Consider the following 16112-nt stretch of genomic DNA (forward strand, 5'->3'; position numbering starts at 1 on the left):
GGCCTGATGCAGGCGATTCAAGCCACCGGGGCACAACGCGTGATCGTCACGCATGGACAGATACCGGTGATGGTGCGCTGGTTGCAGGAAAACGGTCTTGATGCCAGTGCCTTCGAAACCGAGTATGGCGAGGAGGACGATGCCGCCATCGCGCCAGCCGAATCTGCAGAATCGAACGTAGCGACTATCGATACCTCTTCTGCATCGCCCGCCTCTTCTTCCGGCAAGCAGGCCGACCATGCGTGACTTCGCCCGCCTCTACGCCGAACTGGATGCAACCACCGCGACCAATCGCAAGCTCGATGCCTTGCGCCAATACTTCCGTCATGCACCGGCACGGCACGCGGCGTGGGCGGTTTATTTCCTCGCGGGCGGCAAACCGCGTCAGGCAGTGCCAACCAGGTTGCTGCGCCAATATGCGATCGAATACGCCGCTATCGCCGAGTGGTTGTTTGAAGAGTCGTATCAGGCTGTCGGCGATCTGGCCGAAACCATTGCGCACGTGTTGCCACCGCCGCAGCGAACTGCCGATATCGGTCTGGCCGACTGGATGGAAAGCCGCATCGCGCCATTACGCGGTGCCACGCCGGAAACGATCCGTGCAGCATTGTTTGCGTGGTGGGATGAAACCGAATGGCGCGAACGGTTTCTGCTGATCAAACTGATTGGCGGTGGCTTTCGCGTCGGCGTTTCCAAACTGCTGGTCACGCGGGCGCTTGCCGATGTCGGCGAGCTCGACAGCAAGCTCGTCGCCCAACGATTGATCGGCTGGACCGATGGCCGCGTTGCGCCAACCGCCGAGCGTTATGCACAGTTGATCGCGCCACTGACCGAAGACGAACACGCGCAGCGCGGCGGTCAGCCTTATCCCTTCTTTCTTGCGCATGCTTTCAATAGCGATCCGCAGAATCTTGGTTCAAGCAGCGACTGGATGATCGAGTGGAAATACGATGGCATTCGCGCACAACTGGTACGACGCAACGGGCAAAGCTGGCTGTGGTCGCGCGGGGAAGACCTGATTACCGATCGCTTCCCTGAGATTGCGCAATTGCCGCTACCGGAAGGCACTGTGCTTGATGGCGAAATCCTGATCTGGCGCGATGGTCAACCTGCACCGTTCGCCGATCTGCAAAAGCGCATTGGTCGCAAGACCATCAGCAGCAAGATGCTGGGCGAACTGCCTGCTGTCCTGGTCGCCTACGATGCGCTTGAACAGGATGGCAAAGACCTGCGCGCCACGCCGCAGGCGACACGCCGCGCTACCCTGGAAAGCATCGTGCAACAGGTCGATGCGCCTGCACTGCAACTGTCGCCGCTGATCGAAGCGGACGACTGGCAACAACTCGCGACCCTGCGTGAATCGTCACGAACACGCGGCGTCGAAGGCATGATGCTCAAGCACGTCCATGCGCATTACGGCGTCGGCCGCACCAAGGATGTCGGCGTCTGGTGGAAATGGAAAATCGATCCGTACAGCGTCGATGCCGTGCTGATCTATGCGCAAGCCGGTCACGGACGTCGAGCGTCGCTCTACACCGATTACACGTTTGCGGTATGGGATCAGGATGCCGAAGGCACGCGCGTGCTGGTGCCGTTCGCCAAGGCGTATTCCGGATTGACCGATGCCGAGATCGCCAGTGTGGATGCACGCATTCGCAAATCCACCATCGAAAAATTCGGTCCGGTGCGTAGCGTCAAACCGAGCATGGTGTTCGAGATCGGATTCGAAGGCATTGCTGCCTCATCACGCCACAAGGCCGGGATAGCCGTGCGTTTCCCGCGCATCCTGCGCATTCGCGATGACAAGCGTATCGAGGAAGCCGATACGCTGGCGACACTCAAGGGCCTGCTGCCATGACGCCCAAACCAGAAAAAACAGCGCGCATGCCAACCCCACAGCAAGCCGTCAACGCCTGGTTCGCGGGGCGCGACTGGCGTATCTTCGCGTTCCAGAAAGAAGTGTGGCAGGCAGCACTGGCCGGTCGCTCAGGCCTGCTGCATGCAACAACCGGCTCCGGAAAAACCTATGCCGTCTGGTTTGCCGCGCTATTGCGGGTTTTATCCACCTTGCGTGATGAAAAAAAACCGCAAAACACACGACAGCTCGGCAAGAACAAACGCAAGACCGGCTTGCGCATCCTGTGGATCACGCCGATGCGCGCACTGGCGGCCGATACGCGCCAGTCCTTGCAGGCACCGCTTGCCGATTTGCTGCCGGACTGGGAAGTCGGCATGCGTACAGGCGACACCAGCAGCGGCGAACGTGCGCGACAGGATCGTGCCCTGCCACCGGCACTCGTGACCACAACCGAAAGCCTGAGCCTGATGTTGAGCCGTGCCGACGCGCAAAGCCAATTCGCGCAACTGGATATGGTGATCGTCGATGAATGGCACGAACTGCTGGGCAGCAAGCGCGGCACGCAAACGCAACTGGCGCTCGCACGCCTGCAACGCTGGCAGCCGAAGCTGCTGATCTGGGGACTGTCCGCCACGCTCGGCAACCTGCAGCAAGCGCAAGATGCGCTGCTGGGCAAGCACAGCCCGGCAGGCGTGCGTATCGAAGGCGCGAGTCGCAAGAAGATCGTGGTCGATACGCTGATTCCACCGCAACCGTCACGCTTTCCCTGGGGCGGCCATCTCGGCATCCAGATGCTGCAACCTGTCATCGACGAAATCGATCGACACGCCACCACGCTCGCCTTTACCAACACCCGCTCGCAGGCTGAAATCTGGTACCAGAACATGCTGGCCGCCAAGCCGGAATGGGCCGGCCTGATTGCGCTGCACCACGGCTCGCTCGACAAGGACGTGCGCGAATGGGTCGAGCAAGGTTTGAAGCGCGGTGAATTGAAGGCCGTGATCTGCACCTCCAGCCTCGATCTCGGCGTGGACTTTCTGCCGGTAGAGCGCGTGTTGCAAATCGGGAGCGCACGCGGCGTGGCCCGCCTGTTGCAACGTGCGGGCCGCAGCGGCCATGCACCGGGGCGCGTGTCACGCGTGACGCTGGTGCCGACCAACATGCTGGAAGTGCTGGAAGCCGCTGCCGCCCAACGTGCCGTCGCTGCACGACAGATCGAGGCGCGCGCCATTCCCGACAAGCCGCTCGACGTGCTGGTACAGCATCTGGTGACGATGGCACTTGGCGGTGGCTTTACGTCCGAAGCACTGTATGACGAAGTGCGTAGCGCCTACGCCTATCGCAATCTCACGCAGGAGGAATGGCAATGGGCGCTGGATTTTGTCGCTCGTGGCGGCCGCAGCCTGACCGTCTATCCCGAATACCGCCGCGTACTGCCCGACGAACACGGTGTGTATCACGTGCCCGATGCAAAGATCGCGCGTCGTCACCGCATGGGCATAGGCACCATCGTGTCGGATGCCAGCGTGCAGGTGAAGTACCTGAGCGGCGGACGCATCGGTTCGATCGAGGAATCCTTCATCTCGCGCCTCAAGACTGGCGATCATTTTCTTTTTGGCGGCCGCATTCTCGAATTCGTGCGCCTGCACGAGATGACGGCGCTGGTACGGCGCGCCAATGGTGCGCGCGGGGCCGTGCCACGCTGGCAGGGTGGGCGCATGCCGCTGTCATCAGAACTTGCGCATGCCGTGCTCGATTGCCTGCAGGAGGCCGAGCAGCATCGCTACGACGGCCCGGAAATGCAGGCTGTTGCACCGCTGCTCGAGTTGCAGCAACGCTGGTCCGGCTTGCCGACTGCCGAGCATCTGCTGGCTGAGATCACGCATAGTCGCGAAGGCCGGCACTTCTTTCTGTATCCGTTTGCCGGACGCAATGTACACGTGGGTCTCGCTTCGCTGCTCGCATATCGCGTCGGCAAACAGCAAGCGGCCACCTTCTCGATTTCGATCAACGATTACGGCTTCGAACTGCTTTCCGCAACCGAGATCGACTGGCAACCTTTACTGGCTCCCGGCGCGGCCAGTCAACTGTTCACGAAGGAGCATCTGCTGGAAGACGTGCTGGCCAGCCTTAACGCGACCGAACTCGCACAGCGCCGCTTTCGCGAAATCGCCCGCATTGCCGGCCTGATCTTTCAGGGTTATCCGGGCCAGCCGAAAAGCAATCGACAGTTGCAGGCGTCGTCCAGCCTGTTCTTCGAAGTCTTCCGCAAGCACGACAGCGACAACCTTCTGCTGACCCAGGCGCAACGCGAAGTGCTCGAACAGGAACTGGAATTGACACGCCTGCGCATGACACTGGAAGAACTGCAAGGACGTACACTCATCCTGCATGAAACGAAACGCGCCACGCCCTTCGCCTTTCCGCTGATGGTCGAGCGCTTCCGCGAAAAACTGAGCACGGAGAAGCTGTCCGATCGTGTCGCACGCATGGTGCGCGAACTGGAGAAAGCCGCATCGACCCGCTGACACTTTCCATCGCCGATACCGACATCCTGCTGCTGCCGCAGCGCGCCGTGTATTGGCCTGCCCAAAAGATGCTGATCATTGCCGACATCCATTTTGGCAAGGCTGCCGCGTTTCGCGCGCACGGCATTCCGGTACCCAGCGGCACCACGACTGACAACCTGCAACGTCTCGATGCGCTGATCGCCGCATACGAGGTAGCGCACATCGTCTTCCTCGGCGATTTCCTGCATGCACGAGCCGGTCGCGCCATCGCGACGTTGCAGGCATTGCAGGCATGGCGCTCACGACACCCGGCATTGCAACTGACGCTGGTACGCGGCAACCACGACAGCCATGCCGGCGATCCGCCAGCCGAATTGAACATCGACGTCGTCGATGAACCGTTCGCGTGCGCGCCGTTTTCGTTCTGCCATCACCCCGAGCTGCCGCACAATCGCGCGTCCGGCTACGTACTGGCGGGGCATCTGCATCCCGTGTTCCGCATACGCAGCAGCAGCGACGCCCTGCGCCTGCCCTGTTTCGTGTTTGGTCCGAATGGGGGCGTATTGCCATCCTTCGGTGCATTCACGGGTGGATTCACCATCGATGGGCAAAGCGGCGAACGCATTTTCGTGATTGCCGAGGATGTGGTGATCCAGATTCCCGTTTGACCCCAGCCGTTTTCCAAAAACAGGCAGGCTGCGCACCAGCCGCGTGCATCAGGCATGCGCCTTGCTAACTTACGGTTGTCTGACGCCGGTTGCCTGGCGTTTAGACGAAAGAAGCATTGCCGGGGACACGGCATAGCGATACGGGCAATTGCGACGCATTGCCATGTATCAATAATTACCTTCGTTTCATTGGGGAAAGAGCATTTGAAAACACTTGGCGAAATGTTACGTCGGTAACGTTTTCTTACAAATGGTTGCGGCAGTGTCTGATTCCGGCCAGCCACCCGCCTTCGGTATTGTAAGTAACATTCGCAAAAAATCTTACAGCGCACGCCACAAGCCGCGCATCCATTGGGAGAAGTCAAATGTCACAACCACGCGTTCTTCTCGTCACTTCAGAAGCCGTTCCACTGGTCAAGACTGGCGGCCTGGCTGACGTGATCGGTGCCCTCGGTGCCAGTCTGTCCTCGCTGAACGTGGACGTCACCATCCTGATGCCCGGCTACCCTGCTGCACTCGAGCAGGCGCGCAATCTCAAGAAAATTTCCGACCTGCCAGGCTTGCCTGGTGGTGATGCCGAACTGATGCAAGGCGTAATGCCGGATACCGGCGTCAAGGTTCTGCTGGTGCGTTCGCCGCTGTTTTCCAGCCGTACCGCCAATCCTTATGTCGACAAGAACGGTAAGGAACTCGATGACAACGCTGTCGCTTTCGCCTCTCTGTCACATGCCGCCGTACGAGTATGCGCGGGCCGTACCGATTATCCGGTGCCGCACGTGGTGCATGCCAATGACTGGCACGCCGGCCTGATCGCGGCACTAATGAAGGTGCAAGGCGTGACCGGCGTTGGCACCGCACTGACGATTCACAATCTCGCCTTCCAGGGCAACTTCCCCCTTGAACACGCTACCGAGATCGGCATTCCTTCGGACATGATCACGGCCGAGGGCATGGAATTCTGGGGCAAGATGAGTTATCTGAAGGCCGGCATTGCCTGGTCGGACCGCATCACCACCGTCAGCAAGACCTATGCAGAGGAAATCCTCGGCGAGCTTGGCTACGGCATGCAGGACATTCTGAACCGTCGCAAGGACGTACTCAGTGCGATTCCGAACGGCGTCGATCTCGATACCTGGAATCCGAGCAGCGATGCGCTGATCAAGCGCAACTTCAGCCTCGACAACATGAGCGGCAAGACTGTCTGCAAGCGTGAACTGCAACGCCTGTTCAACCTGCCGCTGCAACCTTTCACGCCCGTGCTTGCGCTAGGCAGCCGCATCACCCATCAAAAAATGGCCGATGTAGTGCTGGCCGCATTGCCCCAACTGCTGCAAGAGCATCCGCACTTCCAGGTCGTGATCCACGGTTGCGGCGAACCGCAATATGAAGAACAGTTCAACCAGCTTGCGAAGGACTATCCGGAACGGGTTGGCGTCCATATCGGTTACGACGAGCAACGCGCCCATGCCCTGCATGCCGGTGCCGACATCCTGCTGCATCCGACACGTTTTGAGCCATTCGGCCTGACGCCGATCTATTCGATGCTGTATGGCACGATCCCGGTCGCCTCGTGCGTCGGCGGTCTGTGCGATACGGTAGTCGATGCCGGCCAGGGCGATGATATGGTCGAAGGCGCGACCGGCGTGCTGTTCAAGGGTGAAGAAGCATCGCATCTGTCCGACGCCGTTGGTCGTGCTCTGGCACTCTATGCACGCCCGACCGTCTGGCAAACCATGCAGCGCAACGCGATGTCGTGCGATTTCTCGTGGACCAGCCCGGCGATGGCCTACATCCAGTTGTATGCGTCGATCGCTCCCGTGAATGCCCGCCCGTTTTTTCTTGAATTGCTCAAGGAATTGATGAAGCCCAAGGCGAGCAAATCCATGGTGACACCCTCTCCCCTCAAAATGACGGCTTGAGGTAAATGCGGCATGTAACGCAGGTTGCATGCCGCTCGTATCATCATAGGCATCCCTCAGGTTTGCCTTTTTGTTCGTCCTGCTGCCAGGTTGCTGCATTTGTGTTTGTTCCACCCTTCTTCACTGAAACGGTTTGACCATGCCCAGCCAATCCGCTTCGGGCAACCGCCCGCCGCGCATCTACTGCATTGCCGCCTCCACCCTCTCTCGCGATGAAGACTGGTCACGTGTGCTGATGCATGCCGCCGGTCTCGGCTTCGACAGCCTGCTGCTGAGCGACTGCGGCAGTGTCTTCCTGTCGGTAGACGAACAGACGAACAACCAACGGCTGCAGGAACTTGCCAGTGCCTGTCACGCACAGGGATTGCGCCTGCTACTCGATCTAGCACCCGATGTTTTCCCCTTGCAGCACCCGCTCGCCGCATCTCATGCCGGGCATTTCTTCCGTAATGAAGAAGACAGACTGTCCTTGCCCGATCCGCGCATCTGCCCTGCAAGCGTTACGCAACATGCGCAACTGCGTCTTGATGCGGCCGGATTGGAACTGGCGCATCAATACTGGCAGCGCCAATTAGCGGCCTGGACAAACGCCGGCATCGACGGTTTCCGTTGCCTCGGGCTGACCCGACCGGCATCGTGGTTCTGGCGCGAATTGATCGGCAGCACCAGGGCTGCTGCACCCGATACCCTTTTTATCGCCTGGACACCCGGCACACCGGCCGACCAGTTACCTGCACTGGTCGATTGCGGTTTCGATTACACGGTCGCATCCGATGCATGGTGGGATTACCGTTCGACATGGCTGCTGGAAGAACGCCAGCGGCTGATGACGATTGCTCCCGTGCTGTCTGCGCCGGAAGAACCGATGGGCCAGCGACTGACGCAACGCCTGCATGCAGAAGACAGCGCCAGCACCACACGCGCCTACCGCCGCGCTTTGCAGACGGCTGCCGCCACCGCAAATGGCTGGCTGATCAGCGCCGGCTTTGAATTTGGCAATGCCAGCCCGTTAGCGGAACTGGCACACAACACAGAGCACTGGCTGCAACATCGTCCCTTCGATCTGGGTGCAGACATCGCTGCGATGAATCAGGCCATGAAGGACGCGGCTGCACGCAACCCGAGCGCCACCTTGCTTCCGCTTTCCGCACCGCACGCCGACCTGATGGCTTTCCTGCGCAAGCACGATGCGGGCATGCTGCTGACTGTCATCAACGCCGATCTGCATCATCCTCATCCATTGTCATCATCACTGCTTGCCGATATGCCCGGTGGCTGGGCCTTGCCCGATGGCACATCGCAACCGCTGCAAGCAGCCGAAGTGCGCACACTGCCGCTTCAGCCATTACGCCCTATCGTGCAAACGCCCACGGGCGGCAAGGCCGGTGTGGTGCGCGCAGCCAAAAGCTCGCGCATCGCGATCGAGCAGGTTGCACCCGTGGTCGATAGCGGTCGCTTCCCCGCCAAACGCATTGCCGGCAGCCATATTGAAGTGGAAGCCGACATCTTTGGCGACGGCCACGACAAGCTGGCGGCCGCCGTGCTCTGGCGACCGGCAGACGACAAGCAATGGCAGGAAGTGACCATGCATCTGCGTGACAACGACCGCTGGCAAGCTGTGCTGCCCTTGCAGCGTATCGGCCGTCATCTGTTCGCCGTACATGCATGGCGCGATCATTTCGCCACTTTCCGCGACGAACTCGACAAGAAACATCACGCCGGCCTCAACGTATCGCTGGAATTGCAGGAAGGCCGCCTGCTGATCGAAAAGACGCTGGCGCAACAAGGCGAAGGCAGTGAACATGTTGCCGCACTGAAGAAACTGCTTAAACAGCTACCATCAAAGAGCAGGAAGAAGCTCGATGATGAAGAACGCGCACAAGCTGTACAGCTATTTCTTGCCAGCGATACCGCTGCCCTCATGCGCGCGGCAGACTTGCGTGAATTCCGCACACAGAGCGACGAATACCGCATCGATGTCGAACGCCGTGCTGCCGAGTTTTCCAATTGGTATGAACTGTTCCCGCGCTCGCAAAGCGGCGACACGAAAAGACATGGCACCTTCGATGACGTGATTGCGCGGATTCCCGCGGTGCGCGACATGGGCTTTGACACCTTGTACTTCCCGCCGATCCACCCGATCGGCAAGAAGAACATGAAGGGTAAGAACAACACGCTGACACCATCACCCGACGATCCGGGCAGCCCGTATGCGATTGGTTCGCCCGATGGCGGCCATGATGCCGTGCATCCGCAACTCGGTACGCTGGACGATTTCCGTCGCATGCTGCGCGTGGCACGCGAGCACGGGCTGGAAATCGCGCTCGACTTCGCGATCCAATGCTCGCCCGATCATCCGTGGCTGCAGGAGCATCCCGAATGGTTCGCATGGCGGCCCGATGGCACCATTCGTTACGCCGAAAATCCGCCCAAGAAATACGAAGATATCGTCAACGTCGATTTCTATGCGACGGAAGGCGATCATCCGGCCATTCCCGATCTGTGGATTGCACTGCGCGACGTGGTGCTGATGTGGGTACGCGAAGAGGTACGCGTGTTCCGCGTCGATAATCCGCATACCAAGCCGCTGCCGTTTTGGGAATGGATGATCAATGAGGTACGCAGCCGCTATCCCGATGTGATTTTCCTGTCGGAAGCGTTCACGCGGCCCAAGCCCATGTACCGCCTGGCCAAGGTTGGATTTTCGCAGTCGTACACCTATTTCACATGGCGTCATACCAAGCAGGAGTTCATCGACTACCTGACCGAACTGACGGCCAACACACCGCCCGGTGGCCCGCGCGAATTCTTCCGCCCGCACTTCTTTGTCAACACGCCGGATATCAATCCCTACTTCCTGCAACGCTCGGGCCGTGCCGGCTTCGTGATCCGGGCCGCGCTGGCCGCAACCCTGTCCGGGCTGTGGGGCGTATACAGCGGTTTCGAACTGTGCGAAGCGCAGGCTGTCACAGGCAAAGAGGAATATTTGGATTCGGAAAAATACGAAATCCGCGCATGGGACTGGCAGCGCCCCGGCAACATCGTGCGTGAAGTGACGCAGCTCAATCGCATCCGCAACGGCAATCCGGCGTTGCATTCGCATCTGAACGTGCGTTTCCACACTGCATCGAGCGAGCAGATCCTGTATTTCTCTAAATCGACGCGTGGCGCAACACAGGATCGCTTTGGCGACAACACGCTGCTGGTGGTAATCAACCTCGATCCGTTTGCCGCTCATGAGGCGCGTATCGATGTGCCCTTGTGGCGCTTTGGTCTGCCGGACGATGCAGAAGTCGAGGTTGAGGATTTGATGAACGAAACGCGCTTTGTCTGGCGCGGCAGGCAGCAGCAGATCAGGCTCGATCCGCAGCAGATGCCGTTCGCGATATGGCGCGTGCGTCCGCGGTAATGACGGCAATCGCTCACCGCAGTTGAAATTGCCACTGGCGAGGAAAACGCAGTCAGTGAGCATGTAAGCGATCGTCGGCCGTCACGCAGGATGCAACCATTACGAGATAAAGGCTGAACATGACAAATCCGTTGACCGCCCAGATTGCAGAACAGGAATTCGCGCGGCCATCTGCCAGCTTCAGCGAGGACCCGCTCTGGTACAAGGATGCCGTCATCTATCAGTTGCACGTCAAATCGTTTTTCGACAGCAACAACGATGGCGTAGGCGACTTTGCCGGTCTGATCGCCAAGCTCGATTACATTGCCACGCTGGGCGTCAACACGATCTGGCTGCTGCCCTTCTATCCTTCGCCGCGTCGCGATGACGGTTACGATATTGCCGCCTACATCGGCGTGCATCCCGATTACGGCGACATGGAAGACGCCCGCCGCTTCATCGAAGAAGCGCATGCGCGCGGCCTGCGCGTGATTACCGAGCTGGTCGTCAATCACACCTCCGACCAGCACCCGTGGTTTCAGCGTGCACGCAATGCGCCCAAGGGATCGCCTGAGCGTGATTTCTATGTCTGGGCCGATTCCGACGAAGGCTATGCCGGTACGCGCATCATCTTCCTCGATACCGAAAAATCCAACTGGACCTGGGACCCGGTCGCCAATCAGTATTTCTGGCACCGTTTCTATTCGCACCAGCCCGACCTGAATTTCGACAATCCCGCCGTGCTCGATGCGGTGCTGGACGTGATGCGCTACTGGCTCGATCTCGGTGTCGATGGTTTGCGCCTCGATGCCGTGCCGTATCTGATCGAGCGCGAAGGCACGAGCAATGAAAACCTGCCGGAAACGCATGCGATCCTGAAAAAGATTCGCTCCGATCTGGATGCCAACTTTCCTGACCGCATGTTGCTGGCTGAAGCCAATATGTGGCCGGAAGACGTGCAAGCCTACTTCGGCAACGAAGACGAATGCCACATGGCGTTCCACTTCCCGCTGATGCCGCGCATGTATATGGCGCTGGCGCAGGAAGACCGTTTTCCGATCACCGACATCCTGCGCCAGACGCCGGACATTCCGGAAAGCTGCCAGTGGGCTATCTTCCTGCGCAACCACGACGAGCTGACACTGGAAATGGTGACCGAGCGCGAACGCGATTACCTGTGGAACCACTATGCGTCCGACAAACGCGCGCGCATCAACCTCGGCATTCGCCGTCGTCTCGCGCCGTTGCTGGAACGCGACCGCCGCCGTGTCGAACTACTCAACAGTTTTCTGCTGTCGATGCCAGGCACACCGGTTCTGTATTACGGTGACGAAATCGGCATGGGCGACAACATCCACCTCGGCGACCGTGACGGTGTACGGACACCGATGCAATGGACTCCCGACCGCAACGGCGGCTTTTCGCGCGCTAACCCGGCCAGCCTTGTCCTGCCGGCGATTCAAGATCCGCTGTACGGCTATCAGGCTGTCAACGTCGAGGCACAGCACGAAGACCCGTATTCGCTGCTGAACTGGATGCGCCGTCTGCTGCAAGTGCGCAGCAAGCACCATGCATTCGGGCGCGGTACGCTGCGCCTTTTGTACCCGGACAATCGCCGCATCCTCGCCTATCTGCGTGAATTCACCGATGCCGACGGCAACAGCGAAACCATTCTCTGCGTGGCAAACGTCTCGCACGCATCGCAAGCAGTGGAAATCGATCTGTCGCAATTCGCCGGCCGTATCCCGGTCGAAATGCTGGGTGGCGTGGCCTTTCCGCCGATCGGCCAACTGACTTATTTGCTGACCTTGCCACCGTTCGGCTTCTACTGGTTCATGCTGGTCAACGACACCAGCATGCCAGCCTGGTATGTAAAACCATCCGAACCGCTGCCCGATTATCAGACGCTGGTGCTGCCGAATGGCGCGCCCGATCTGTTGCGCGGTGCTGCGCGCGAGACGCTGGAAAAAGTCACGCTGCCGCAATACCTGCAGCTGCGCCGCTGGTATGCCGGCAAGCAGCACAAGCTGGAAGCCGTGCGCATCGCGCTCGCCACATCGCTACCGGTACCATCGGGCACGCTGCCGATGATGCTGACCGAACTCGTCACCACCGATGCACAAGGCGAAGAGCGTTACTTTCAGCCGCTTGGCGTGCTGGCCGAAGAACAAGGCGGTGCCAGCCTGCCGCAGCAACTGGCATTGGCGCGCGTACGCCGCGAGCGCCATGTCGGCATGCTGACCGATGCATTCTCGCTGGACAGCTTTGCCCATCTGATATTCGATCTGATCGGCAAGGAAGCGCGCATCACGACCGAGGATGGCGTAATCGTCTGCAGTCGCACCAGCGCGCTGGACGATATCGCACTGCCTGAAGAAGCCGGCATTCGCCGCATGACGGTCGAGCAATCGAACAGCTCGCTCAGCATGGACGATACGGTGGTGCTCAAGGTGATTCGCCATCTGACGGCGGGCATCCATCCCGAACTCGAAATGGGTCGTGTGCTGACCGAACGCGGCTACCAGAATGCGCCGCTGATGCTGGGCGACATGACGCGCGTTGCCGCCGACGGCACACCGCATACGCTGATCGTGCTGCAACGCTTCATCCACAGCCAGGGCGATGCATGGCGCTGGACGCTCGATACGCTGGCACGTACGGCACAGCAGAACGACGATACCGGCACCGGCACGCCGGCAATGGCAGACATGGCCGACCCCATCATCGATCTGCTGCACTTTGCCGAAAAGCTCGGCACGCGTCTGGCCGAACTCCATACCGTGCTGGCACAACCTTGCGACGATCCCGCCTTTGCACCGGAACACGCGAGCGAAGCCGATTGCCGCCATCTGGCCGAGCAAATTCGTGCGCAACTCGCGCATGCCTTCCTCGTTCTGCGCGAGCATGAGTCAGACAGCAACGACATACGCGACATGTCAGCACGCCTGCAATTGCTCAAGGGCGGCCTCGACGCGTTGATCGACAAGCTGGCGGCACAGGCCGTCGGCGCACTGCGCACGCGCATTCACGGCGATCTGCACCTGGGCCAGATTCTGGTGTCGTCCGGCGATGTGTATCTGGTCGACTTTGAAGGCGAACCGGCGCGCACGCTCGAACAGCGCCGCGAAAAGAACAGCCCGTGGCGCGATGTCGCCGGCCTGATCCGTTCCTACGATTACGCCGCCTACTTTTCGGCCAACAGTGGTCCGGCCGACATGAGCGAGCAGGCCCTGCAGGCGCGCCAGCGGCTGCTGGAACGCTATGTGCCGGAATCGCGCGAAACCTTCCTGCGTGCTTACCGCGAGGCAGCGCCTGATCACACGGCAGCCGAAGCGCTGCTCGATCTGTTCACGCTGGAAAAGGCAACGTATGAGATTTGCTACGAAGCCGCCAATCGCCCAGCATGGCTGATCGTGCCACTGCGCGGTCTCAGCGAACTGGCTGCGCGCCTGCTGTCAACAACTGACGACGCATCCTCGCCGCAATAACCAACATAACAAAGGCTCCACGATGTCTGAAGTATCCGCCTCATCCCGCTCTGGCTCCGACACAACCTCGGATGTACCAGCCGACACCGCCTTCGCAGCGCAGCAGGATGCGCTTTTGCATGCCCGGCTCGGTGATCCGTTTGCCTTTCTCGGGCCGCATGCCGTCAATGGCAAGATTGAAATTCGCACCTTTCAACCGGGCGCAAAGAGCGTGCACGCGCGCTGCGGCAACAAATCGGTCGAACTGAGTGCACGCGATCACAACGGGCTATTCATCGGCCAGCTGCCGGGCAAGAATGTCGCCCCCTACGTACTGGACATCGTCTGGCCGGGCCATGCGCATGCAGGTGATACCAGGCAAACCATCGAAGACCCCTACTCGTTCGGCTTGTTGCTGGGCGAACTCGATCTGCACCTGATTGCCGAAGGCCGGCATCGCGAACTCGGACATTGCCTGGGTGCGATACCGATGACCGTCGATGGCATCGAAGGCGTGCGCTTTGCCGTCTGGGCACCCAATGCACGACGCGTATCGGTAGTCGGCGACTTCAATAGCTGGGATGGGCGTCGTCATCCGATGCGCCTGCGTCAGCAGGCCGGTGTATGGGAACTGTTCATTCCACGCCTCGGTGTCGGTGAACGCTACAAGTACGAACTGCTGGACATCAACGGTCAGTTGCTGCCGTTGAAAGCCGATCCCATAGCGCGCGCAACCGAACTGCCGCCCGCTACCAGCTCGGTTGTTGCCTCGGCGACGCCCTTCCGCTGGAGCGACGAAGCATGGATGAAAGCGCGCAACGATCTGAAACCGTGTTCGGTGCCGATGTCGATCTACGAAGTGCATGCGGGTTCTTGGCTGCGCATTACCGAAGAAGGCAACCGCCATCTCGACTGGCATGAGCTAGGCGACCGGCTGATTCCCTATGCGCTCGACATGGGCTTCACGCATCTGGAATTCCTGCCGGTGATGGAACATCCCTTCGCCGGCTCGTGGGGCTACCAGCCGCTGTCGCAATTTGCACCGAGCGCACGCTTCGGTTCGCCGGCTGCATTCGCCGCCTTTGTCGATCGCTGCCACAACGCCGGCCTTGGCGTGCTTCTGGACTGGGTACCGGCGCACTTTCCATCCGACGCGCATGGCCTCGCGCAGTTCGACGGCAGTGCGCTCTACGAGCACGCCGATCCGCGCGAAGGCTTCCATCAGGACTGGAACACGCTGATCTACAACTTCGGGCGCAACGAAGTGCGCGGCTTTCTGATCGCCTCGGCGCTCGAATGGCTGGAACACTTCCACATCGACGGGTTGCGCGTGGATGCGGTCGCCTCCATGCTGTATCGCGACTACAGCCGCAAGGCCGGCGAATGGATTCCGAATATTCATGGCGGGCGTGAAAACCTCGAAGCCGTCGCCTTCCTCAAGGAACTCAATGCCGCCGTGGCCGAGCGCTGCCCCGGTGCGCTGATGATTGCCGAGGAATCGACTGCCTGGCCGGGCGTGACCGCACCGGTGAGCGAAAATGGTCTCGGCTTTTCGTACAAGTGGAACATGGGCTGGATGCACGACACGCTGCGGTACATCGAACACGATCCCGTGCATCGCCGCCATCACCACAACGACATGACCTTCGGCATGGTCTATGCGTATTCGGAAAAATTCGTTCTGCCGATTTCGCACGATGAAGTCGTGCACGGCAAAGGCTCTCTGCTTGGCAAGATGCCTGGTGACGAATGGCAGAAACTCGCCAATCTGCGTGCCTATCTCGGCTTCATGTGGACGCATCCGGGCAAGAAGCTGCTATTCATGGGTTGCGAATTCGGCCAGCGCGGCGAATGGAATCACGATGGCTCGCCCGAATGGCATTTGCTCGACGATCCGCGCCATCGCGGTGTGCAGCGTCTGGTACGCGATCTCAACCGCTTCTATGTCGAGCAGCCAGCCTTGCACGAAAGCGACTGCCAGCCCCAAGGCTTCGGCTGGATCATCGGCGACGATGCCGACAACAGTGTGTTTGCCTTTGTGCGCCGCAGCCCGAATGCGCCGACTGTACTTGTCGTATGCAATATGACGCCGGTCCCACGCCAGGATTACCGCATTGGCGTGCCCGAAGGCGGCAACTGGGATGAAGTCATCAATTCCGATGCTGACGTCTATGGCGGCAGCAACCTCGGCAATGCCGGTCGCGTGGCGACCACTGAACATGCATCGCATGGTCACACACAGTCATTGGTGCTGACCTTGCCACCTCTCTCCACCGTGATTTTCAGAAAGAACCAGCAATAA

At 59.9% G+C, this 16112-nt stretch carries 7 protein-coding genes and 1 pseudogene; all 8 read left to right on the plus strand.

The annotated features are described in order from the left end of the window. Positions 1-246, plus strand: a pseudogene (locus QZ725_RS11635) (DNA ligase-associated DEXH box helicase); the annotation flags it as partial. Continuing rightward, on the plus strand, positions 239-1858 hold the full coding sequence (locus tag QZ725_RS11640) for an ATP-dependent DNA ligase (RefSeq protein WP_293779689.1): 1620 nt from the start codon (positions 239-241) through the stop codon (positions 1856-1858). The pseudogene QZ725_RS11635 and the gene QZ725_RS11640, both read left to right, overlap by 8 nt. Further along, entirely contained in the window at positions 1855-4386 is a 2532-nt protein-coding gene (locus tag QZ725_RS11645) for a ligase-associated DNA damage response DEXH box helicase (protein WP_293779691.1), read from the plus strand. The genes QZ725_RS11640 and QZ725_RS11645 overlap by 4 nt, the downstream gene beginning before the upstream one ends. Beyond that, positions 4374-5036 carry a ligase-associated DNA damage response endonuclease PdeM gene (gene pdeM, locus QZ725_RS11650; RefSeq protein ID WP_293779916.1) on the plus strand — a complete coding sequence of 221 codons (663 nt, stop codon included), beginning with the start codon at positions 4374-4376 and terminating at the stop codon, positions 5034-5036. The genes QZ725_RS11645 and pdeM overlap by 13 nt, the downstream gene beginning before the upstream one ends. Before the next feature lie 365 nt (positions 5037-5401). Next, positions 5402-6955, plus strand: a complete 1554-nt coding sequence (glgA, locus tag QZ725_RS11655) for a glycogen synthase GlgA (RefSeq protein ID WP_293779693.1) — start codon at positions 5402-5404, stop codon at positions 6953-6955. 139 nt (positions 6956-7094) lie between these two features. After that, positions 7095-10364: a maltotransferase domain-containing protein gene (locus QZ725_RS11660; RefSeq protein WP_293779695.1), complete on the plus strand. Its 3270-nt coding sequence runs from the start codon at positions 7095-7097 to the stop codon at positions 10362-10364. A 119-nt stretch (positions 10365-10483) separates the two neighbouring features. Beyond that, positions 10484-13831 (plus strand): maltose alpha-D-glucosyltransferase, encoded by a 3348-nt coding sequence (gene treS, locus QZ725_RS11665; RefSeq protein WP_293779697.1) that lies wholly within the window; start codon positions 10484-10486, stop codon positions 13829-13831. Between the two features lie 22 nt (positions 13832-13853). After that, positions 13854-16112: a 1,4-alpha-glucan branching protein GlgB gene (gene glgB / locus QZ725_RS11670; RefSeq protein WP_293779699.1), complete on the plus strand. Its 2259-nt coding sequence runs from the start codon at positions 13854-13856 to the stop codon at positions 16110-16112.

Origin of the sequence: uncultured Oxalicibacterium sp., from assembly GCF_913776015.1 — a bacterium.
Taxonomy (GTDB): Bacteria; Pseudomonadota; Gammaproteobacteria; order Burkholderiales; family Burkholderiaceae_D; genus Oxalicibacterium.

Bases quoted from the DNA above. Each gene is read 5' to 3' on its own strand.
- QZ725_RS11660 (WP_293779695.1), top strand. From the start codon at position 7,095: ATGCCCAGCCAATCCGCTTCGGGCAACCGCCCGCCGCGCATCTACTGC.
- QZ725_RS11645 (WP_293779691.1), top strand. From the start codon at position 1,855: ATGACGCCCAAACCAGAAAAAACAGCGCGCATGCCAACCCCACAGCAA.
- treS (WP_293779697.1), top strand. From the start codon at position 10,484: ATGACAAATCCGTTGACCGCCCAGATTGCAGAACAGGAATTCGCGCGG.
- glgB (WP_293779699.1), top strand. From the start codon at position 13,854: ATGTCTGAAGTATCCGCCTCATCCCGCTCTGGCTCCGACACAACCTCG.
- QZ725_RS11640 (WP_293779689.1), top strand. From the start codon at position 239: ATGCGTGACTTCGCCCGCCTCTACGCCGAACTGGATGCAACCACCGCG.
- glgA (WP_293779693.1), top strand. From the start codon at position 5,402: ATGTCACAACCACGCGTTCTTCTCGTCACTTCAGAAGCCGTTCCACTG.